Raw genomic sequence first — 22,052 nt, 5'->3', positions numbered from 1 at the left:
TCATACCATCGCATAATGCTGCCTTAAGCATTAATGTGGCCCAACGTTTTGCTTCAGAGTGAGTTAGCATAACCCCTCCCGATATCTGATACCTGTATAAGCGTAGCTGTCTGGATGTGGTTTAGCTGACTTTTAGATAACCAGTCTCACATTTACCCGTCTCATCATACGTTAACGCGACATCCCATGATGGCAAAGAGCGTTTCGCCGCCTTGCGCACCGTCAGACAGAAAACCTTCAGCGGTGAGCGTCAGCGGGCGTCGAGTTACCGAATTCCCGACATTACCGCCGATAACGTCAATTTCATCGGTACCAACAGAAACAACTAAGTCGGTGTGGCTGCTGTAGTTGCCAAGATGCTGATGATCGTAATCAACCACCTTGTCAGGATCCCTGTCCCAGCACACTAAATCCCCTATCTGCGGTTTACGTTCCTTCAATCGGTATCCCCAGTACAACGCCATGGCGTTACCCTGATTTCGGTCGCGGATTGACTTGCTGATATACGTCGCATGGGAAGCTGAGTAAGAAAAGCGATCCCCCGCACCAGCCTGGCGCATCACCCATGAAATAAACGCCGCCGACCACGGCCAGTCATGATCGCGTCCATCCAGATCGTCCCGACCAATCTTCGCCCAATACAGACCTACGCGTTGCCACCAACCATCCTCACCCTCTTTGTTCCCGGAATGGACAATGCCACCGCTGCGGTTATAGCGCTGTTCACCGAAAAAGTGCCATTCGTCGATAGCGATTGATGCGGCATTAGCGGTGAAACCAGAGGCAGGCATAATGATTGCTGCCGTTGTTCTCCCATTGTCTTCAGTCACCGCACCAAGAAACGGTACAACGGTTTGCTCAGTCGGCAGTGTGGCTGTCGGACTCATTGATATTTCAGGTGACGGCCCAACCAGTATGCCATTCGCATTAATCGGAACCTGTGAGAGATCCCAATTGCCGCGGTCAATTTCAAAGCGCAAACATTTTGTCCGGTAGACGGTAGGATGAAGCTCAGGGTTGCTATGATTGGCCAGCCATTCGTTTCTCACATTAACATATTGGGAAATCCATGTACGTTCATCACCTCCGCTGGCAGGAGGAATCTCAGGAAACCGGGCTCGCAGGAACGATAAAATACTCCCGCTATGGACAAAAGAGTCATAGATCACCAGCATAGAAAGCGCATCTTTGAAGCCAAAAGACTGCGCCCAGTTCAGTGCGGGAACGAAATATCGCTCATCAAAAAACCGATCCTGAACCTTTTTCATTAGCGGATCGTCGCGCCCCGCCCGCCGCAGTAAGGTCTTAAACTGATCGTTGTCGACCAGCGGCGTGTTTCCAATCAATGACGCAAACGGGGCAAGATCGGCGCTGAACAACCCGTTCGCGTTAACATATCGGGTCACCAGATCCTGTAATTTACCGTACTCCGTGGTTTGCGAACGGCCATAGGTCACTTGTCGAATCCCGTGCGGGCCATCATGAAATATCGAGATCACCGAGTAGTCACCCTCGGCAGAGCCTGTTTCAAACGCATTCAGAACCCGTTCACAAAGGTTTTTATTTGCTGGTGTAAGTATCATAAAAAACCATCCTCCAGTGAGAGTTAATGGCTGCACTTACTTGCATTTTCCTTATCAACCGATCGCGAAAGTCGTGCAGATTCCTCCCTGAGAATATGGTTCTGATACGATGAATAATCGGTAAGCGGTTTGTCGTAACTGGGGATAAAAAATCACTCAGAAGTCTCATGCCGTCTGGTTTATATGAAAACGCTTGTTGAAAACGAGTAACCTGCCCACACTAACAACAAATGCGTCGAATTATTCATTACGTCTATGACTATCAATAATTTTTTAGATTTTGTAAAATAATTTGAATTGAATTAATGTGACGTCAAAATCACTGGAGAAAGTCTTATGAAACTCGCCATCTACAGTACAAAACAGTACGACAAGAAGTACCTGCAACAGGTTAACGAGGCTTTTGGTTTTGAACTTGAATTCTTTGACTTTCTGCTGACGGAGAAAACAGCCAAAACAGCCCATGGCTGTGAAGCCGTGTGTATTTTCGTCAACGATGATGGCAGCCGACCAGTTCTGGAAGAACTGAAAAAGCATGGCGTGAAATACATCGCCCTGCGTTGTGCCGGATTCAATAACGTCGATCTGGACGCCGCCAAAGAGCTGGGGTTACAGGTCGTGCGCGTACCGGCCTATTCGCCAGAAGCGGTTGCAGAGCATGCGATTGGTATGATGATGACGCTGAACCGTCGTATTCACCGTGCGTATCAACGCACCCGTGATGCCAACTTTTCTCTGGAAGGGCTGACCGGTTTTACCATGTACGGTAAAACCGCCGGGGTGATCGGTACCGGTAAAATTGGTATTGCCGCACTGCGGATCCTGAAGGGCTTTGGTATGCGTCTGCTGGCGTTCGATCCTTATCCAAGCGCTGCGGCTCTTGAATTAGGCGTTGAATATGTCGATCTCAAAACGCTGTTTGCTGAGTCGGATGTCATTTCCCTGCACTGCCCGTTAACGCCGGAAAATTATCATCTGCTCAATGAAGAAGCCTTTGAACAGATGAAAAGCGGCGTGATGATCATCAACACCAGTCGCGGGGCTCTTATTGACTCACAGGCCGCTATTGATGCGCTGAAAAACCAAAAAATTGGTTCTCTGGGTATGGACGTGTATGAAAATGAACGCGATCTGTTCTTTGAAGATAAGTCTAACGATGTGATCCAGGATGACGTTTTCCGTCGCTTGTCTGCCTGTCATAACGTGCTGTTCACCGGGCATCAGGCGTTCCTGACGGCTGAAGCATTGACCAGTATTTCTGAAACAACGCTGCAGAACCTGGCACAAATCGCTAAAGGCGAAGCCTGCCCAAACGCCCTCTTCTAATATCTGTGCTCCCCTGGCTTCTGGGGAGCATTTTCAGATAATCACCGATGATAAAACAGTCAGTATTATTATTATATTGAATGTATCCCCGTCACGAACGTAGAGAAATTAAATGAAGAAAGTTGTCACGTTGATTGCGCTCAGCATGCTGATGGCTGGTTGTGTGAGCAATGGAAAAGTTTCCGTTAACCGCGAACAGTTACAGCATCACCGTTTCGTTTTGCAGAGCGTGAATGGTAAACCCGTTACTGTCGCCAACAACCCACCCGAATTGAGTTTTGGCGAAAACATGACGGTATCGGGAAAGATGTGCAATCAATTCCACGGTCAGGGCAAGCTGTCAGACGGCGAGTTGAAGGTAAAAGATATGGCGATGACTCGTATGATGTGCGCCGATCCACAGCTTAACGCGCTCGACGGGATCGTCAGCGACATGTTTAAGCAAGGCGCACAGGTAGATCTGACTGCTGATCAGTTAACACTGGCGACAGCAGAGCAAACGCTGACGTATAAACTGGCAGACTTAATGTAGTAAACGTAGTGGCTTAATAGCTTCCACAACTTCCGGCGGCAAGCGACTGCTCACTGCAGCGTTTGCCGTTGGGTAGTGCACACAGCCCGATGGCTGAACCATCCAGTTGACGAGCAACAGAGAGCGAACCGCCAATCATGGCGCAATTAGCTTCACCAGTACTGGACATTGCGGCCTTCATGCCAGGCGCGACGTGCGCGGCCGTTGCCTGCTGAACGGGTTCACTGCTACAAGCCGATAATAATAACGCGGCACACCCTACCCAAAACGCTGCGCGCATCTCACTCCCCTCTGAAAATTAACCCAACGACACAGCCATAAATAATAGGCAGCAGAAACACTGACGTCGAGAGGCAAGATGCGCATTTATGCGCCCTGTTTACATTTTCTGGCAATTTTTTGCCCGCTCCTTTGATCAAAACATTCATTCTGGTTATTCCCAGGACACAAAAGCGAAAATGAGCATGTTGGGCTTTTGCTAAAATAAAAGGATAACTACAGGACTTGCATAATTTGGCGAGTCCCTCTTTTTGCGCAATGTAAGGGTGTCAGTATGATCACAATTGACGGTAATGGTGCGGTTGCTTCGGTAGCATTTCGTACCAGCGAGGTTATCGCCATCTACCCGATTACGCCAAGTTCGACGATGGCAGAGCAGGCTGATGCCTGGGCCGGTAACGGGTTAAAAAACGTCTGGGGTGATACCCCACGCGTCGTGGAAATGCAGTCGGAAGGTGGCGCAATAGCGACCGTTCACGGTGCGTTGCAAACCGGTGCGCTCTCTACGTCGTTTACCTCATCGCAGGGTTTATTGCTGATGATCCCGACGCTGTACAAACTGGCCGGTCAGCTGACACCGTTTGTATTGCACGTTGCTGCACGCACCATCGCTACCCACGCGCTATCGATCTTTGGCGATCATTCCGACGTAATGGCCGTTCGTCAGACCGGTTGTGCCATGCTGTGTGCCAGCAGCGTTCAGGAAGCGCAGGATTTCGCTCTGATTTCGCACATCGCCACGCTGAAAAGCCGCGTCCCTTTTATTCATTTCTTTGATGGTTTCCGCACCTCGCATGAAATCAATAAAATCGTGCCGCTGGCCGATGACACCATCCTCGGGCTGATGCCGCAGGGGGAAATTGATGCCCATCGCGCGCGCGCGCTGAATCCGGAGCATCCGGTTATTCGCGGGACCTCGGCGAACCCGGATACCTACTTCCAGTCACGCGAAGCCACTAACCCGTGGTACAACGCGGTTTACGAAAACGTCGAACAGGCGATGAACGATTTCGCTGCGGCGACAGGCCGCCAGTACCAACCGTTTGAATACTATGGTCATCCACAGGCGGAACGCGTCATTATTTTAATGGGTTCCGCTATTGGCACCTGTGAAGAAGTCGTGGAAGAGTTACTGACCCGCGGCGAAAAAGTCGGCGTCCTGAAAGTGCGCCTGTTCCGCCCGTTCTCTGCCCGACATTTACTGCAGGCATTACCAGACACAGCACGCAGTATTGCCGTTCTGGATCGCACCAAAGAGCCTGGCGCACAGGCTGAGCCGTTGTATCTGGATGTCATGACCTCGCTGGCCGAAGCGTTTAACTGCGGTGAGCGTGAAACGTTACCGCGCGTCATTGGTGGGCGCTATGGCCTTTCCTCGAAAGAGTTTGGCCCGGACTGTGTGATGGCGGTGTTTAACGAACTGAATTGCGCTAAGCCTAAACCACGTTTCACGGTCGGTATCTATGATGATGTTACCAATCTGTCTCTGCCGCTGCCGGAAAACACCCTGCCCGGCACCGCTAAGCTCGAAGCCCTGTTTTACGGGCTGGGTAGTGACGGTAGCGTGTCGGCCACCAAAAACAATATCAAGATTATCGGTAACTCTACACCGTGGTATGCGCAGGGCTATTTCGTCTATGACTCGAAAAAAGCCGGTGGGCTGACGGTTTCCCACCTGCGCGTCAGCGAGCAGCCTATTCGTTCGGCGTATCTGGTTTCGCAGGCAGATTTTGTCGGCTGCCATCAGCTGCAGTTTATCGATAAATATCAAATGGCAGAACGCCTGAAACCTGGCGGCATCTTCCTGCTCAATACGCCGTACAGCGTGGATGAAGTGTGGTCGCGCCTGCCACAGGAAGTTCAGGCGGTTCTGAACCAGAAGAAAGCGCGATTCTACGTGATCAATGCTGCGAAAATTGCCCGCGAATGCGGTCTCGCAGCACGCATCAACACCGTGATGCAGATGGCGTTCTTCCACCTGACGCAAATTCTACCCGGCGACAGCGCCCTGGCGGAACTACAAGGTGCAATCGCCAAAAGCTACAGCAGCAAAGGTCAGGATCTGGTTGAACGTAACTGGCAGGCGCTGGCCCTGGCGCGTGAGTCGGTCGCCGAAGTGGCACTCCAGCCGGTTGATCCGCACAGCGCCAACCGTCCGCCAGTGGTTTCTGATGCTGCGCCTGATTTCGTGAAAACCGTCACCGCAGCGATGCTTGCAGGTCTGGGCGACGCCCTCCCCGTCTCAGCGCTGCCGCCAGACGGCACCTGGCCGATGGGCACTACGCGTTGGGAAAAACGCAATATCGCCGAAGAGATCCCAATCTGGAAAGAAGAGCTTTGTACGCAGTGTAACCACTGCGTTGCCGCCTGCCCGCACTCGGCTATCCGTGCCAAAGTGGTTTCCCCTGAAGCAATGGAAAACGCCCCTGCCAGCCTGCATTCTCTGGATGTAAAATCACGCGATATGCGCGGTCAGAAATATGTTCTACAGGTTGCGCCTGAGGATTGCACCGGCTGTAATCTGTGCGTCGAAGTCTGCCCGGCGAAAGACAGACAGAATCCAGAAATCAAGGCCATCAATATGATGTCCCGCCTTGAGCATGTTGAAGAAGAAAAAGTGAACTATGACTTCTTCCTCAATCTGCCGGAGATTGATCGCACTAAACTGGAACGTATTGATATTCGTACCTCCCAGTTGATTACTCCGCTGTTTGAATATTCCGGCGCCTGTTCGGGTTGTGGTGAAACGCCGTATATCAAATTGCTCACCCAGTTATATGGCGACCGTATGCTGATCGCTAATGCGACCGGGTGTTCGTCGATTTATGGCGGTAACCTGCCTTCAACACCGTATACCACCGACGCCAATGGTCGCGGGCCTGCGTGGGCAAACTCACTGTTTGAAGATAACGCCGAGTTTGGTCTGGGCTTCCGCCTGACGGTGGATCAACATCGCGTACGCGTCATGCGTCTGCTGGAACAGTTTGCCGATAAGATCCCGGCAGAACTGAATGACGCCCTGCACGCAGAAGCTACCCCAGAGGTTCGTCGCGAGCAGGTCGCGGCACTGCGCCAGCATCTGCAAGGTGTTGACGGTGCACAGCAGTTATTAACCGATGCCGACGCGCTGGTTGAGAAGTCAATCTGGCTGATTGGCGGCGATGGCTGGGCTTACGATATTGGCTTTGGCGGGTTGGATCACGTCCTGAGCCTGACCGAGAACGTCAACATTCTGGTGCTGGATACCCAGTGTTATTCCAACACCGGCGGACAGGCATCAAAAGCGACACCGCTCGGTGCCGTCACTAAATTTGGCGAACACGGTAAGCGAAAAGCGCGCAAAGATCTTGGCGTCAGTATGATGATGTACGGTCATGTTTACGTCGCGCAGATCTCACTGGGAGCCCAGTTGAACCAGACGGTGAAAGCGATTCAGGAAGCGGAGTCTTACCCTGGCCCATCGCTGATTATTGCCTACAGTCCTTGCGAAGAGCACGGCTACGATCTCGCCCTGAGCCACGATCAGATGCGCCAGCTCACCGCCACCGGATTCTGGCCACTGTATCGCTTTGATCCGCGTCGCGCTGACGAAGGTAAACTCCCGCTGGCTCTGGACTCTCGCCCACCGTCAGACGCGCTGGCTGAGACATTGATGAACGAGCAGCGCTTCCGTCGCCTGAACGCACAGCAGCCGGAAGTAGCTGAGCAATTGTGGAAGGATGCGACCGCTGATTTGCAAAAACGCTATGACTTCCTGGCGCAACTGGCAGGGAAAGCAGAAAAAAGCAGTACCGATTAATACGTGTCGTTAAGTATTAACCGAGGATAAAAAAAAGCCCGAACAGTTGTTCGGGCTTGTCAATTTATTCGCTGGCTAATCAGTCCTGAGACGAATACCCCAACGAAAAACAAGAAGTGACAATAAAGGCATATAACCCGCGCAGAATATCTCAACGAAATTAACTTGTATAATTTTTATTTTATATATCTAACAACCAATCCATTCACCATAATTATCACTATTTCCATAGAATTATTTGCTTAAGGTTTTACTTAAGGCGTAACAATTGATATTTATCTCTTTACGGAACTTCTCCTTTAGCATGCTTTAACACCCTACATGGGTAGTTGCAGGTAAATATAAAAACTAAAGGATTATTTCAATGAACAGAAAAGTACTGGCTCTCGTAATTCCTGCCCTGTTAGCTGCAGGCGCTACTCACGCTGCTGAAATTTATAATAAAGACGGCAATAAATTAGACCTTTACGGTAAAGTTGATGGCTTGCGTTATTTTTCTGATGACGCTAACAGTGATGGCGATCAGACTTATATGCGTATGGGCTTCAAAGGCGAAACTCAGGTTAACGATATGATTACTGGCTATGGCCAGTGGGAATATCAGATTCAGGCTAACGGCACCGAAGGTGACAAAGGCGATTCCTGGACGCGTCTGGCTTTCGCGGGTATTAAAGTTGGCGATTACGGTTCATTCGACTACGGTCGTAACTACGGCGTACTGTACGACGTTGAAGCGTGGACCGATATGCTGCCGGAATTCGGCGGCGACTCCTACACCAAAGCAGACAACTTCATGACCGGTCGTGCTAACGGCGTAGCCACCTACCGTAATACCGATTTCTTCGGTCTGGTTAACGGTCTGAACGTGGCTCTGCAGTACCAGGGCACGAACGAAAATCAGTCACCAGAGCAGGAAGGCACTAACAACGGTGGCGCCGATCGTAACATGAAGAACTCCAACGGTGACGGCTTCGGTATCTCCTCTACCTATGACTTAGGTATGGGCGTAAGCTTCGGTGCAGCATACACCTCTTCTGACCGTACAAATGAGCAGGTTAATCATTCTACCGCTGGTGGCGACAAAGCTGATGCCTGGACTGCTGGTCTGAAATATGATGCGAACAACATCTATCTGGCAACCATGTACTCCGAAACCCGTAATATGACCCCTTACGGTGGCTCAGACGGCAGTGATAACACTATTGCCAACAAAACTCAGAACTTTGAAGTGACCGCGCAATACCAGTTCGATTTTGGCCTGCGTCCGGAAGTTTCTTTCCTGATGTCTAAAGGCAAGGATCTGGGTGTAAACGGATCTGATGGCGACCAGGATCTGGTTAAATATGCCTCTGTAGGTGCGACTTACTACTTCAACAAAAACTTCTCTACCTACGTTGACTACAAAATCAACCTGCTGGATGAAGACAAAGACTTCTACACCCAAAATGACATCTCTACCGATGACGTTGTAGCACTGGGTATGGTTTACCAGTTCTAATCTGTCAGCCCGCTGGAAACAGCGGGCTACTCCCGTTTCCCCGTATCACAATTCCGTTTTATGTAGATCAAAACATTATATCTGTTGCGTTAAAACATCCCGCTGATAGATGATATCTTGCATTAAAGTCTGTGGTAGAGGATACCTGCAATGAATCATCACCCCGTCAAATCATCTCGTATTGCATCCGTCGGTTATGACGAATCCTCCAGCACGCTAGAAATTCGTTTTCACCATCTGCAACCCCTGCAATACCATCCTGTTCCGGCACGTATTTTTCGTGATTTCCTTACTGTGGTCTCTAAAGGCCGATTTTACGATGGCGTTATAAAAGGCAAGTTCCCTGAAATTAAAATAAAGTGATGCCAAAATGTGATCTTTGTCATTGTACATAAAGTGCCATTACGCGGTAAGCTTTAGGAGGATACTTAAACAGGAGGTTTTATGAACAGAACGATTCTTGTACCCATCGATATTTCAGACTCAGAATTAACTCAACGCGTTATTGCCCATGTTGAAGCAGAGGCAAAAATTGACGATGCACAGGTTCATTTTCTGACCGTTATTCCGTCGTTGCCCTATTATGCTTCTCTTGGACTGGCCTACTCGGCAGAGTTACCGGCCATGGACGAGCTGAAAGCCGAAGCGAAATCTCAACTGGAAGAGATGATCAAGAAGTTCAATATCCCGGCAGACAGAATTCAAGTTCATGTTGTTGAAGGTTCGCCAAAAGATAAAATTCTGGAGCTTGCCAGGAAATTGCCCGCAGATATGGTGATTATTGCCTCGCACCGACCTGATATTACCACTTACCTGCTCGGCTCCAACGCTGCAGCCGTGGTGCGTCATGCGGAGTGTTCGGTTCTGGTAGTCCGCTAAGCAGTCAGGCCCGCACATCGCTGCGGGCTTTTCATTTATCCCTCTTTTCCCCCGCGATTCCTGACCTAAATGTGCTGACATTTTTCCCGCTTATCCGTACCATACACGCCACAGTTTTTATATCAGACTTCTTTTGCCGGACAATCCGGCGTGATGCATACTCTTCTGATGCCACACTATGAATTGAGCCTCTATTAAATGTCGCAAAATCAAGATATTAGCAAGAAAGAACAATACAATCTGAACAAATTACAAAAGCGTCTGCGCCGTAACGTGGGCGAAGCGATTGCCGACTTCAACATGATTGAAGATGGCGATCGCATTATGGTGTGCCTTTCCGGTGGGAAAGACAGCTACACCATGCTGGAGATCCTGCGCAACTTGCAGCAAAGCGCCCCGATCAGTTTTTCTCTGATCGCGGTTAACCTGGATCAGAAACAGCCTGGATTCCCGGAGCATATTTTACCGGAGTATCTGGAACAGCTGGGCGTTGAGTACAAAATTGTCGAAGAGAACACCTACGGGATCGTCAAAGACAAAATCCCGGAGGGGAAAACCACTTGCTCTCTCTGCTCCCGTCTGCGTCGCGGCATTCTGTACCGCACAGCAACCGAGCTCGGCGCCACGAAAATTGCGCTGGGACATCATCGCGACGATATCCTGCAAACGCTGTTTTTAAACATGTTCTACGGCGGAAAAATGAAAGGCATGCCGCCGAAGTTGATGAGCGATGACGGTAAGCATATCGTCATTCGTCCGCTGGCCTATTGCCGCGAGAAGGACATCGAGCGTTTTGCCGAAGCCAAAGGCTACCCGATTATTCCGTGTAACCTGTGCGGTTCACAGCCGAACCTGCAACGTCAGGTAATTGCCGACATGCTGCGTGACTGGGACAAACGCTACCCGGGTCGTATTGAAACCATGTTCAGCGCGATGCAGAACGTGGTGCCTTCACATCTTAGCGATATCAATCTGTTCGACTTTAAAGGTATCAAGCACGGTTCAGAAGTCGTGGACGGCGGCGACTTAGCGTTCGATCGCGAAGAGATCCCGCTGCAACCTGCAGGCTGGCAGCCAGAAGAAGATGATACCCAACTGGATGAGTTACGTCTGAACGTGGTGGAAGTGAAGTAATCCAGATAATGCCGGATGGCCTACACCGCGCTTAAGCGCCTGTAGGCCAGATCAGCGGAGCGCCAACAGGCACTCCAACTGGCATTTATTTCAACAGGCGAACCCGACAGGTTTTACCTTTAATCTTACCGCTTTGTAGCTGCTTCCACGCTTTATGCGCAACAGACTGACGAACCGCCACGTAAACATGCGCCGGATGTACGGCAATCTTACCGATGTCGGCCCCATCCAGACCAATATCACCGGTCAATGCACCCAGAACATCGCCCGGACGCATTTTTGCTTTTTTACCGCCATCAATGCACAGCGTCGCCATTTCGGCCTCAAGCGGCACGACCGGACCGTTGCCTGGCGCAGGCAGCCAGTTCAGCTTTAATTGCAACATTTCAGAAAGAATATTAGCTCGCTGGGCCTCTTCTGGCGCACAGAAGCTGATCGCCAGACCGCTATTGCCTGCTCGCGCAGTGCGTCCAATACGGTGTACATGTACTTCCGGATCCCATGCCAGTTCGTAGTTCACCACCAGTTCGAGCGATTTAATATCAAGACCACGCGCCGCAACATCGGTTGCCACCAGCACGCGCGCGCTACCGTTAGCAAAACGGACCAGCGTCTGATCGCGATCGCGCTGCTCCAGATCGCCATGCAATGACAGCGCACTTTGCCCCGCAGCATTCAGCGCATCGCACACGGCCTGGCAATCCTTTTTGGTGTTACAGAAGACAACGCACGATGCGGGCTGATGCTGGCTAAGCAACTTTTGCAACAGTGAAATTTTGCCGTGTGTGGACGTTTCAAAAAACTGTTGTTCAATTGCTGGCAGCGCATCAACCGTATCGATTTCGATGGTTAACGGATTTTGCTGCACACGGCCACTGATCGCGGCAATGGCTTCCGGCCAGGTTGCCGAAAACAGTAATGTTTGGCGTGATGCAGGCGCAAAACGGATCACGTCATCAATAGCATCGCTAAAACCCATGTCCAGCATGCGATCGGCTTCGTCCATTACCAGCGTATTCAGGGCTTCCAGCGAGACGGTGCCTTTTTGCAAATGGTCGAGCAAGCGGCCTGGCGTGGCGACAATAATATGCGGCGCATGCTGCAGAGAATCACGTTGTGCGCCGAACGGTTGCCCACCGCACAAGGTTAAAATCTTGGTGTTCGGTAGAAAACGCGCTAAGCGACGCAGTTCGCCAGCCACCTGGTCGGCAAGTTCACGCGTGGGGCACAGGACCAGCGACTGCGTCTGGAACAGCGCGGCATCAATGTGCTGTAACAGCCCAAGACCAAACGCGGCCGTTTTGCCACTGCCGGTTTTTGCCTGCACGCGAACATCTTTTCCTGCCAGGATAGCTGGCAGCGCAGCGGCCTGAACAGGCGTCATTTCAAGATAACCCAGCTCGTTAAGATTCTCGAGTTGAGCAGCAGGTAAAACATTCAGGGTAGAAAAAGCGGTCACAGTTTAATCTCGCGGTAAAAACTCACAATCAGCAGGCGCGTATCCTCGCAGATCTGCGCCTGCGATGCGACATTTTAATCGGTTCTTCATCCGGTGGAGGATCCGGCATCGGCTGCGGACGGGGGATCGGGTCGGGAATGGGTACCGGGTCGGTTGGTACAGAGTCGGTGTTGAATGTGGGCAACTGCAGCAATAGCATTAGACAGGTCATATCCCCTCCAGTCATTCAGGTTGACTCTTTTAGGGTAGACGCTGATTTCCTGCAGGCAAAAAAAAGCCGACTAATCTAAGTCGGCGTCGTACGAATCAATTGTGCTATGCAGTAATTCAAAAAAGGAAGTAAGACAATATGGAGCGCAACGCCCATCGCTTGACGTTGCATTCACCTGCGAGAGAGATATTGCCCCGAATGGGTAGATGGTTTATTGACCTCGCTCAAAATTTTAAGCGTTTTCACTCCCAAAAGGTGGTAAAAAACGTTGTTGTTACAACCATTTACTACGATGCAACCATAAAGTAACACCGCCAATCAGGACCACTAACAGAATACAAAACAATGAGAAACCAAACTGCCAGCCACCGCCGGGAATACCCCCAAGGTTAACGCCGAACAATCCGGTTAAAAATGTGCTGGGCAGAAAAACCATCGCCATCAACGACATGGTATAGGTTCTGCGAGCCAAAGATTCCTGCATCACCTGCGCAATTTCATCCGCCATGATACCGGTCCGGGCGATACAGGCGTCTATCTCATCCAGCCCTCTTCCCAGCCTGTCGGCGATATCCTGCATCCGGCGTCGCTGATCGTCAGTCATCCACGGCAGTCGTTCACTCGCCAGGCGCGCATAGGCATCCCGCTGTGGCGCCATATAACGGCGCATGACGATCAGTTGCTTACGTAACAGCGCCAGAAAGCCGCGCGGTGGGATTTGCTGATCGAGTAAATTATCTTCCAGATCGATAATTTTATCGTGCAGCTGTTCGATAAACTCACTGGCATGATCGGTCAACGCATCACAGACATCCACCAGCCAGCTGCCGCAGTCATTTGGCCCCGTACCTTCTTGCAGATCGCTGACTACATCATCCAGCGCCAGTACTTTACGCTGACGCGTCGAGACAATCAGACGCTCATCCATATATAAACGCATCGCTACCAGCTGGTCAGGACGCTCATCAGTGCTGCCATTAATACAGCGCAGAGTAATCAGCGTACCTTCCCCGATCCGGCTGACGCGCGGTCGTGTACTTTCACCTGCCAGTGCATCGCGCACATTATTAGGAAGCAAAGGGGTTGTCGCCAGCCACTGCGCGCTATCTGAATGGGTATAATTAAGATGCAACCAGCAGGGATGCTGACTGTCGATAACATCGTTATCTTCCAGCGGTTTTACTCCCCCCTGACCATCAAGTAGCCAGGCAAACACGGCATCCGGCACATTAACGTCCGTTCCCTTAATGGCTTCCACATCGCCTCCACAGTCATTCAGCTTTTTCGTTAGTCTAGCCTGCAGAATATGTTAAGCAATATCTCTTTATCCCATTGTGCTGAAATGATTCAGAAAAGTTAAATGAAATGAAAACGCCGACAACGTCGGCGCTGGTGGCAACAGGGCTAGAACGAATGACCGTATTTACCCCGTCGACTTAGACCCGGTGGCGTTGCCGCGCCACGTGGTTGCGCGAATAATTCAGGTGATGAGGCATTACTTAAATTAAATTTATGTGTTCGCGACTGCAGGTCATTCACCTGATTTTTCAGAATGCCTGATGAACCCGATAACTCATCGACCATGGCCGCATTACTTTGAGTCACGCTTTCCAGCTCAGCCAGGGCCTGGGTAATCTTAACGATACCTTTCTCCTGCTCCCGCGTGGTGGTTAATATCTCCCCCATCAACTGGTTTAATTGCCCGGCACCGCCCACAATATCCTGCATATTTTTTTCTGCTTCACGGACAACGGCCGCCCCTTCGCGGACGTTGTAATGCGTTTCGTCAATCAGCCGTTTAATATTCTTTGCTGCTTCTGCACTGCGATGAGCCAGCGTTCTCACCTCTCCCGCTACCACAGAAAATCCCTTACCGTGCTCGCCTGCTCGCGCTGATTCCACCGCCGCATTCAATGCCAGAATATTCGTCTGAAAGGCAATGCCGTCAATCAGCGCAATTATTTCCGTCATCTGCTGTGCGCATTCGGTGATCGAGTGCATATTGGTTGCGACCTGTACCATTAATTCGCCCCCTGACGGGCGGATTGTGTGGCGATATTCGCCTGGGCGCTGGCCAGTTGCGTATTCTCCGCATTATTTCGCGTGCTGATGGCTATCTCATCCATACTGGCAGCGGTTTGCGTCAAGGCCCCTGACTGCTGTTCTGTTTTAACCGAGAGTTCTGCGCTGCGCTCTGCAAGCTGTTCAGAGAGCGTCATCGCCGTGCGCGAAGAGGTGCGGATTTCACTGACTAACGAGGAAATATTACTCGATAAACTGTTAATGCCGGGGATAAGGCGACCCGCACAGTTATTACCAAACTCAGGAATGCTGATCGCCAGATTCCCTGAAGTAACCTCCTCAATGCTCTTTTTCACGGTATTGATTGGTACGACGAGATATTTCGTCATATACCACCACAGACACGATATCGAAACAAAGCTCACTACGTTGGTATATATAATGATATTAAGCCCTGCTGATAATAATAGCTCCATCACATTGAGAACAAACAGCGTTAATATCAGAAATGAAATAATAAACGTCCTGACGCTAATATTATTTAACATTTTAATCCTGCTCACCAAGAAATAACGCGAATGCGGGTAGTAATTTTTATAGCAGTTGTGATGCAGATTACCATTCGCTTATGCGGAAACCTGAATATTCAATTCGACCCTACTTTCTTTTCACTTAAGGCACATCATTGCACTTACAATTTCCATTAATGCAGCGTTTTACTCTGGTAACCTCACTCACTGCCCCCACAGGCAGATTATTGTGATGAAGAGCACGCAGCGTACACAAAACAGGCAAATGATAAATTTCATGAATGATTACACAAGCGAACATCGGGCATTTTCCATGTTATAACGGCTCAAACTCATGCCCGAGGTTAAAAAATACGAACAGTCCTGGTTTTATCGGGTTAACTTGACAAAACCTGCTAGATTTAACATCACGGTTTTTTATATATAGGTAGTACGATGTTGCACGTGTCGTGGGATCCGGTACTGATTGGGATTTCCTTTGTGGTCGCTTTTATTGCCTCTTTTATTGCTCTCGACAGTGCGGGAAAAGTGGCGATCTCCAGTCGGCGAGAATCGACCTTTTGGCGGTTATCCGGTGGTGCAACACTGGGTATGGGGATCTGGTCAATGCATTTTATTGGTATGCTGGCCATGAAAATGAGCATGCCGATAAACTACCATTTCTTGCTCACCGCGTGCTCTTTCCTTATTGCCCTTGTTAGCGCGACATTGGCCATCAATATCGCCATTTCCGGTCAGACGTTATCAACAAAACGCCTTGTCGCCGCCACCAGTCTATTAAGCACTGGCGTGGTGGCGATGCACTACGTCGGCATGATGGCCATTATTGAGCATGTGGCGATTATCTGGGATATCACGCTGATTCTGCTTTCGATGGTCATTGCCATTGTGGCGTCGGGCGTGGGCTTATGGCTGGCCTTTCATTTACGCCAAAATACCCGTCGCGTGTTGATTAACCGCCTTATTGCCGCACTCATTATGGCGCTGGCTATTGCTTCTATGCATTACACCGGGATGGGCGCGGCAACCTTCACTCACTTCGGACACACCACGCACGAGGGAATTAGCACGCTGGAACTCTCCATCTGGGTCAGTGCTGTCACTCTGGTCATACTGGGGATTATGCTGGTGATTTCGATGGTGGATTCCCAACTGCGCACGTCCCGTCTGGCGGATAATTTACACCAGTTGAACTGCCAGCTTGAACATCAGGTCCACTTTGATCCGCTGACTGGGTTGGCCAACCGTACCCAGATTGATGCCTGCTTACAGACCTGCCTGCAGTACTCAAAACAGCATCAATACCCATTTGCACTGGTCTTTATCGACCTCGATCGGTTCAAAGTTGTCAACGATACCTGGGGTCATCACATTGGCGATCAACTGCTGATCGCCAGTACCCAGCGCATCTATACCTGTCTTGATGACACGATGACGCTCGCAAGACTGGGAGGTGATGAATTTATTCTGCTGGTCCCTAACAGCGACACAGTTGCCGTCTCCACCCTGTTGACCCGTATTGCCGATGTTATCAAAGAGCCGTTTGCGCTATGTGGCCATACCCTTCGGGTTTCGTTAAGCGCAGGGAGCAGTATTTATCCCGAACATGGCGCAACGCTGCATGAGTTAAAAGTGAAGGCCGATATGGCGATGTACCATGTCAAACAGGCAGGCAGAAACGGTTGGGCGATTTATACCCCTGAAATGGAGACGATCGCAGATACGCCCCCCACGTTTTTACAGGAGCTGTCACAAGCGCTTGAGCGCAATCAATTTGAGTTATGGTATCAGCCCAAATATACCGCTGGCGATCATACGCTGGCCGGATTTGAGGCACTCCTCCGCTGGCATCACCCCGAACGCGGCATATTGTTACCCGCTGAATTTCTTCCTGCGCTCGAAGAGACGGGTCTGATCATTCCCGTCGGCACCTGGGTGATTCATCAAGCCTGTTTTCAGTTACACCAATGGAGGTCACAAGGCCATAGCCAGTGGACTCTCGCCGTTAATCTTTCATCCGTCCAGTTTGAACAGCATGATATTGTCGATATTGTCTGCAGTGCCCTCACGCAATATCAGCTATCACCGACGCAATTAACGCTGGAACTGACGGAAACTACAGCCCTTAAAGATTTAAAACGCAGCGTGGACGTGTTGAATGCGTTTTCTGCTCTCGGCATCACCATTTCTATTGATGATTTCGGCACTGGTTATTCAAATATACTGATGTTAAAGTCGCTCCCGGCGCAGGAATTAAAAATCGACAGACTATTTGTCAAAGATATTAGTGAGAACAGCAAAAACACAAAAATCGTGTCTACTATTATTGACATAGCCCACTCTATGAATATGTGCGTTGTGGCTGAAGGCATTGAGACGCAGGAGCAGGAAATGCTGCTAACCCAAATGGGATGCAGAGTACTACAAGGTTACCTGTTCGCTAAGCCACTTCCCGCACACCAGATCCATGAATTAATGCACGTAGAAAGCAACGTAAAACCGAAACTGGCCGTACAACCTTTGTCTCACCGACAGTCAATACCCTTGTGAGACTGAATAATGACTATTATTTGCCAGTCAGTCGGTAACACAGCCAATGAAGATAACGGGATTATCGATGAGCATAAACGAACTGCATTCACTGGATTTATTAACCATTCCGGTCTGGATCGTTTCGCCACATACCGAAGAACTGATGTTCGCCAATGCCGTTGCACGGGAAATCATGCAGGCTGCGGATTTTTCCCGACTCAGAAAGGGATTATTCTCGACCCATGCCCAGGCTGATTTAACCATGTATCTCAGCGACCTGAAAAATCATCATGATATCGTAGAAATTCTTACGGTTTCCCGGGAGGGAGAGGAAATCGCACAGGCCTGTCGTCTGTCTATCAGGGAGCTGGCAGAGTGTGGTGATGTCATCCTTTTTGAAGGCATTGAAACCCCGGCAGCTCAGGGACTAAAAGCCAGCCGTTCCGCCAACTATCAGCGTAAAAAACAGGGGTTCTACGCCCGTTTTTTCCTGACAAACTCGGCGCCAATGCTGCTCATCGATCCGTCCCGCGATGGCCTGATTGTCGATGCGAACCTCAGCGCCCTTAACTTCTATGGCTATAGCCTCGACATGATGTGTCAAAAGCATACCTGGGAAATCAATATGCTGGGGCGTCATATCCTGCCGGTGATGCATAAAATAGCGCAGCTGCCTGGAGGCCATAAGCCCTTGCATTTTGTCCACAAACTTGCCGATGGCACCACTCGCCACGTGCAAACCTACGCAGGCCCAATCGAGATTTACGGTAATAAGCTGATGCTGTGCATCGTTCATGATATTACCGAACAAAAACGCCTCGAACAGGAACTGGAACGGGCTGCTCTGCATGACGCGTTAACCGGATTACTCAACCGCAGACATTTTTATCACGTCACCGAACCAGAGCAATCGCACATCATGTCGCTGACCCAGGACTACAGCCTGCTACTGATCGACACCGATCGTTTTAAAAGCATTAACGATCTCTTTGGTCATTTAAAAGGGGATGACGTGCTTTGTGCGCTGGCACGCACGCTGGAAGCCTGCGCGCGCAAGGACGATCTGGTGTTCCGTTGGGGAGGTGAAGAGTTTGTGCTGCTCCTGCCACGTACGCCTCTCGACGTTGCCCTTAATCTTGCAGAAACGATACGTGCGACGGTGGCCAGAGTCAGCCTGCCTGGACTGCCCCGCTTTACCGTCAGTATTGGCGTGGCACGACATGAAGCGAATGAAAGCATCGATGAATTATTCAAACGCGTGGACGATGCCTTATACAAAGCCAAGAACGAAGGCAGAAACCGGGTACTGGCGGCCTGAGGTTGCTTTCGTTAGCGACTACGCTTCGCGTGTCGCTCCCAGTTTTCTTGCTTTGCCTGCGCCGTTTTGCGTAGCGCAACGTAACATGCCCCGCTGCCACCGTGGTGTGGCAGTGCACTACAGTAGGCCTGCACGTCATCAAATTCCGTCAACCAGCGCGCCATATAGCTACGCACAATGTTGGCATGGGAATTATCGTTTCGTCCCTTGCCGTGAATAATGAGCACATTGCGCAGCCCCTCCTCCCGGGCCTGATGTATAAAACTGAATAACATCTGACGGCACGTTTCAACCGGCTGGCGCAGGAGATTGAGGCTGGCCTGCTGGGGGTACTTTCCGCTACGCAATTTGTCGGTAACACCCTGCTGTAAACCTTCGCGATGAAACGCCAGCGGTTCGCTCAGCGGTACAATATCCAGGAAGTCCGTCGAGAGAAAATTATCCAGCTGCAGCGTGTCGATACGTGCTGGCGCGCGGAGATTGCGTGAAGGCTGCCAATGGATTTCAGAGCGGCCTTTTAGCGGTTCAACATCTCCCATAGCGTCCAGAAACAACGATGCGTCATCAGGGTTCATGTCTCATCCTCCAGCATTTTGCGACGGCCATTATCATAACCGCGCACTATTATACCGACAACGGTTTACGGTTATTTCCAATAATATGCCGGAGTATCTAATGCGTCCTTTATTGGATCTAAGGGGGTATAGCTGCGAATATCCATGGCATGATATGGTGTAACCCGCTGACTAGCGCGGGTATTGTCCCGCCTGAATTGAGAGAAACGGATGCTTAATTTACTTGAAGACTCCATCGCAACACCGCTAGGCCCACTTTGGATCATCTGCGATGAACAATTTCGCCTGCGCGCCGTCGAGTGGGAGCAGCATAGCGATCGCATGGAACAACTGCTGAATATTCACTATCGCGCCGAAGGCTATCAGCGCATTGCCGCCAAAAATCCCGGTGGGCTGAGCGATAAACTGTCAGAGTATTTTGCGGGTAATCTGAGCATTATTAATACGCTGGAAACCGCTACCGCGGGCACCCCGTTTCAGCGGGAAGTCTGGCAAGCGCTACGCACGATCCCCTGTGGTCAGGTGATGCATTATGGGCAACTGGCCGAACAACTGGGGCGTCCCGGTGCCGCCAGAGCCGTCGGAGCAGCAAACGGCTCTAACCCAGTTAGCATTGTTGTTCCCTGTCATCGTGTGATTGGACGCAACGGTACCATGACAGGATATGCGGGTGGTGTGCAGCGAAAAGAGTGGTTATTGCGTCACGAAGGTTATTTGCTGCTCTAGAATCCAGGCAATTAATGCCCTATTGATCACACTTCCATATAAAGCAACCGCAGATAAAATGTGGATAATCAGGCACATAAAAAACATTCACCCCATTTATACCTGAATTATTCTCTATTGGGAGTACCTCAGGCTTACGTGCTCACCAAAAAGATGTTAAAATTGACAAATATCAATTACGGCTTGAGCAGACCTATGATCCCGGAAAAGCGAATTATACGGCGCATTCAGTCTGGCGGTTGTGCTATCCATTGCCAGGATTGCAGCATCAGCCAGCTTTGCATCCCGTTCACACTTAACGAGCACGAGCTGGACCAGCTCGATAATATCATTGAGCGCAAAAAGCCTATCCAAAAGGGGCAGACGCTCTTTAAAGCAGGTGATGAGCTTAAATCACTCTATGCTATCCGCTCCGGAACGATTAAAAGCTACACCATTACCGAGCAAGGTGATGAGCAAATTACCGGTTTTCATCTGGCAGGCGATTTGGTTGGTTTTGACGCCATTGGCAGCGGTCATCACCCAAGCTTCGCGCAGGCCCTGGAAACCTCAATGGTATGCGAAATCCCATTCGAGACCCTGGATGACTTGTCCGGCAAAATGCCGAATCTGCGTCAGCAGATGATGCGTCTGATGAGCGGCGAGATCAAAGGCGACCAGGATATGATCCTGCTGTTGTCGAAGAAGAATGCAGAAGAACGTTTAGCGGCATTCATCTACAATCTGTCTCGTCGTTTTGCCCAACGTGGATTCTCACCTCGCGAATTCCGCCTGACGATGACCCGTGGCGATATCGGTAACTACCTCGGTTTAACGGTCGAAACCATCAGCCGCCTGCTGGGTCGCTTCCAGAAAAGCGGCATGCTGGCAGTGAAAGGTAAATATATCACTATCGAGAATAGCGACGCGCTGGCCGTTCTTGCCGGTCACACACGTAACGTTGCTTAATCTTTCCGCAAGCATCGCAGTTAGCCTTCTGTCAAATCGCTAAATTTTCCCGATTTATTGATCTGGCAGGAGGTTCTCCCCTGTTTCAATGATTTACCTAGATTTCATACACATACAGATCAATGGGTTCAGACAATAGCGGCTAATAGCGGCTATTTTTTTGCCCCAAAACCCGCCCCTACGCCCCAAAATGCCCCCAAATTTGCCCCCAAATATCCCCTTCTCTACTATCTGTTATAGTCATACTCCACTCAATAAATCGAGATCTTCTTCGCTCTTCACTACCAATACGTATTGGCCTGTGTAACCGTTCATCGGATTGAGCTGTATCACAGAATCAAGCTGAAGTTTATTAGGGTAAACTTGCCGTCAACCACAAAACTTACAATATCACCATACTTGGTGATAATGAGATATCAACGATGGTTAGTACTTCAGTGCTGATACAAGCATCGCTCATCAAGTAAACTGCAGCTGTTGCAAAATACGTCAAATTGGTGGAGTTAATCAGCACTTCAACTGGATCAATATGTTGTTCAACATAACCTTGAGGCGGTTTGGAAAAGACGCATTGAACTCAATCACTGAAAAGAGGAATAGCAGCAATTTTACGTAGCTCTATGGAGCTGTACGATAGCATAACGCATCTCTTAATACTGTATTTACATACAGATCTTCTGTTGTATGAGATGGCCCTAGCA

17 protein-coding genes and 1 pseudogene are annotated in these 22,052 nt (G+C 50.1%); 11 read left to right on the top strand and 7 right to left on the bottom strand.

The window, feature by feature from the left end; genetic code table 11:
- Window positions 1–164: 164 nt before the first annotated feature.
- Window positions 165–1,583 (bottom strand): DUF2272 domain-containing protein, encoded by a 1,419-nt coding sequence (locus JQ822_RS06250; protein ID WP_213132711.1) that lies wholly within the window; start codon window positions 1,581–1,583, stop codon window positions 165–167.
- Window positions 1,584–1,919: 336 nt separating this feature from the next.
- On the opposite strand from JQ822_RS06250, the gene JQ822_RS06245 reads away from it, so the two are divergent.
- Window positions 1,920–2,909, top strand: coding sequence for a 2-hydroxyacid dehydrogenase (locus tag JQ822_RS06245; protein ID WP_213132710.1), 990 nt, complete (start codon window positions 1,920–1,922; stop codon window positions 2,907–2,909).
- Between the two features lie 112 nt (window positions 2,910–3,021).
- Window positions 3,022–3,441: a heat shock protein HslJ gene (gene hslJ / locus JQ822_RS06240; protein WP_213132709.1), complete on the top strand. Its 420-nt coding sequence runs from the start codon at window positions 3,022–3,024 to the stop codon at window positions 3,439–3,441.
- A 13-nt stretch (window positions 3,442–3,454) separates the two neighbouring features.
- On the opposite strand, the gene JQ822_RS06235 is transcribed toward hslJ, so the two are convergent.
- On the bottom strand, window positions 3,455–3,721 hold the full coding sequence (locus JQ822_RS06235; RefSeq protein ID WP_135321928.1) for a putative hemolysin: 267 nt from the start codon (window positions 3,719–3,721) through the stop codon (window positions 3,455–3,457).
- A 273-nt stretch (window positions 3,722–3,994) separates the two neighbouring features.
- On the opposite strand from JQ822_RS06235, the gene nifJ reads away from it, so the two are divergent.
- From nifJ to ttcA, 5 genes are all read left to right on the top strand, one after another.
- The gene (nifJ, locus tag JQ822_RS06230) at window positions 3,995–7,519 is read left to right on the top strand and encodes a pyruvate:ferredoxin (flavodoxin) oxidoreductase (protein ID WP_213132708.1); all 3,525 of its coding nucleotides are present in this window, start codon (window positions 3,995–3,997) and stop codon (window positions 7,517–7,519) included.
- A 364-nt stretch (window positions 7,520–7,883) separates the two neighbouring features.
- Entirely contained in the window at window positions 7,884–9,017 is a 1,134-nt protein-coding gene (ompC, locus tag JQ822_RS06225) for a porin OmpC (protein WP_213132707.1), read from the top strand.
- A gap of 150 nt (window positions 9,018–9,167) precedes the next feature.
- Complete coding sequence (locus JQ822_RS06220) at window positions 9,168–9,380, top strand: KTSC domain-containing protein (protein WP_213132706.1); 213 nt, start codon at window positions 9,168–9,170, stop codon at window positions 9,378–9,380.
- Between the two features lie 81 nt (window positions 9,381–9,461).
- Window positions 9,462–9,896: a universal stress protein UspF gene (uspF, locus tag JQ822_RS06215; RefSeq protein ID WP_213132705.1), complete on the top strand. Its 435-nt coding sequence runs from the start codon at window positions 9,462–9,464 to the stop codon at window positions 9,894–9,896.
- 198 nt (window positions 9,897–10,094) lie between these two features.
- Complete coding sequence (gene ttcA / locus JQ822_RS06210) at window positions 10,095–11,030, top strand: tRNA 2-thiocytidine(32) synthetase TtcA (RefSeq protein WP_213132704.1); 936 nt, start codon at window positions 10,095–10,097, stop codon at window positions 11,028–11,030.
- Window positions 11,031–11,115: 85 nt separating this feature from the next.
- Here the strand turns inward: ttcA and dbpA are convergent, their stop codons facing one another.
- The 4 genes and pseudogenes from dbpA to JQ822_RS06195 all read right to left on the bottom strand — a co-directional run bounded on the left by dbpA (window position 11,116) and on the right by JQ822_RS06195 (window position 15,270).
- On the bottom strand, window positions 11,116–12,489 hold the full coding sequence (dbpA, locus tag JQ822_RS06205) for an ATP-dependent RNA helicase DbpA (RefSeq protein ID WP_213132703.1): 1,374 nt from the start codon (window positions 12,487–12,489) through the stop codon (window positions 11,116–11,118).
- A gap of 28 nt (window positions 12,490–12,517) precedes the next feature.
- Window positions 12,518–12,700 carry a proline-rich small protein YnaL gene (gene ynaL, locus JQ822_RS24515; RefSeq protein ID WP_274608441.1) on the bottom strand — a complete coding sequence of 61 codons (183 nt, stop codon included), beginning with the start codon at window positions 12,698–12,700 and terminating at the stop codon, window positions 12,518–12,520.
- A gap of 274 nt (window positions 12,701–12,974) precedes the next feature.
- Window positions 12,975–13,958 carry a zinc transporter ZntB gene (gene zntB, locus JQ822_RS06200; protein ID WP_213132702.1) on the bottom strand — a complete coding sequence of 328 codons (984 nt, stop codon included), beginning with the start codon at window positions 13,956–13,958 and terminating at the stop codon, window positions 12,975–12,977.
- A 146-nt stretch (window positions 13,959–14,104) separates the two neighbouring features.
- A pseudogene (locus tag JQ822_RS06195) lies at window positions 14,105–15,270 on the bottom strand (methyl-accepting chemotaxis protein).
- Window positions 15,271–15,687: 417 nt separating this feature from the next.
- On the opposite strand from JQ822_RS06195, the gene JQ822_RS06190 reads away from it, so the two are divergent.
- Window positions 15,688–17,802 carry a putative bifunctional diguanylate cyclase/phosphodiesterase gene (locus JQ822_RS06190; RefSeq protein WP_213132701.1) on the top strand — a complete coding sequence of 705 codons (2,115 nt, stop codon included), beginning with the start codon at window positions 15,688–15,690 and terminating at the stop codon, window positions 17,800–17,802.
- Window positions 17,803–17,869: 67 nt separating this feature from the next.
- Entirely contained in the window at window positions 17,870–19,102 is a 1,233-nt protein-coding gene (locus JQ822_RS06185) for a GGDEF domain-containing protein (RefSeq protein ID WP_213132700.1), read from the top strand.
- 11 nt (window positions 19,103–19,113) lie between these two features.
- Here JQ822_RS06185 and smrA read toward each other — a convergent pair whose 3' ends face one another.
- Window positions 19,114–19,677: a DNA endonuclease SmrA gene (gene smrA / locus JQ822_RS06180; protein ID WP_213132699.1), complete on the bottom strand. Its 564-nt coding sequence runs from the start codon at window positions 19,675–19,677 to the stop codon at window positions 19,114–19,116.
- Window positions 19,678–19,887: 210 nt separating this feature from the next.
- Between smrA and ogt the strand changes: the two genes are divergently transcribed.
- Entirely contained in the window at window positions 19,888–20,403 is a 516-nt protein-coding gene (ogt, locus tag JQ822_RS06175) for a methylated-DNA--[protein]-cysteine S-methyltransferase (RefSeq protein ID WP_213132698.1), read from the top strand.
- A 195-nt stretch (window positions 20,404–20,598) separates the two neighbouring features.
- Window positions 20,599–21,351, top strand: coding sequence for a fumarate/nitrate reduction transcriptional regulator Fnr (gene fnr, locus JQ822_RS06170; RefSeq protein ID WP_003020397.1), 753 nt, complete (start codon window positions 20,599–20,601; stop codon window positions 21,349–21,351).
- The last annotated feature ends 701 nt before the right edge of the window (window positions 21,352–22,052 follow it).

Source organism: Citrobacter sp. FP75 (assembly GCF_018342065.1).
Taxonomy (GTDB): domain Bacteria; phylum Pseudomonadota; class Gammaproteobacteria; order Enterobacterales; family Enterobacteriaceae; genus Citrobacter.
The sequence above is the reverse complement of the archived record's forward strand: the minus strand, read 5'-3'. Positions and strand labels throughout refer to the sequence as shown.

Coding starts and splice junctions, on each gene's coding strand:
- JQ822_RS06185 (WP_213132700.1), top strand. CDS start 17,870: ATGAGCATAAACGAACTGCATTCACTGGATTTATTAACCATTCCGGTC.
- ttcA (WP_213132704.1), top strand. CDS start 10,095: ATGTCGCAAAATCAAGATATTAGCAAGAAAGAACAATACAATCTGAAC.
- JQ822_RS06190 (WP_213132701.1), top strand. CDS start 15,688: ATGTTGCACGTGTCGTGGGATCCGGTACTGATTGGGATTTCCTTTGTG.
- JQ822_RS06235 (WP_135321928.1), bottom strand. CDS start 3,721: ATGCGCGCAGCGTTTTGGGTAGGGTGTGCCGCGTTATTATTATCGGCT.
- smrA (WP_213132699.1), bottom strand. CDS start 19,677: ATGAACCCTGATGACGCATCGTTGTTTCTGGACGCTATGGGAGATGTT.
- JQ822_RS06220 (WP_213132706.1), top strand. CDS start 9,168: ATGAATCATCACCCCGTCAAATCATCTCGTATTGCATCCGTCGGTTAT.
- JQ822_RS06245 (WP_213132710.1), top strand. CDS start 1,920: ATGAAACTCGCCATCTACAGTACAAAACAGTACGACAAGAAGTACCTG.
- ogt (WP_213132698.1), top strand. CDS start 19,888: ATGCTTAATTTACTTGAAGACTCCATCGCAACACCGCTAGGCCCACTT.
- ynaL (WP_274608441.1), bottom strand. CDS start 12,700: ATGACCTGTCTAATGCTATTGCTGCAGTTGCCCACATTCAACACCGAC.
- fnr (WP_003020397.1), top strand. CDS start 20,599: ATGATCCCGGAAAAGCGAATTATACGGCGCATTCAGTCTGGCGGTTGT.
- nifJ (WP_213132708.1), top strand. CDS start 3,995: ATGATCACAATTGACGGTAATGGTGCGGTTGCTTCGGTAGCATTTCGT.
- uspF (WP_213132705.1), top strand. CDS start 9,462: ATGAACAGAACGATTCTTGTACCCATCGATATTTCAGACTCAGAATTA.
- hslJ (WP_213132709.1), top strand. CDS start 3,022: ATGAAGAAAGTTGTCACGTTGATTGCGCTCAGCATGCTGATGGCTGGT.
- JQ822_RS06250 (WP_213132711.1), bottom strand. CDS start 1,583: ATGATACTTACACCAGCAAATAAAAACCTTTGTGAACGGGTTCTGAAT.
- ompC (WP_213132707.1), top strand. CDS start 7,884: ATGAACAGAAAAGTACTGGCTCTCGTAATTCCTGCCCTGTTAGCTGCA.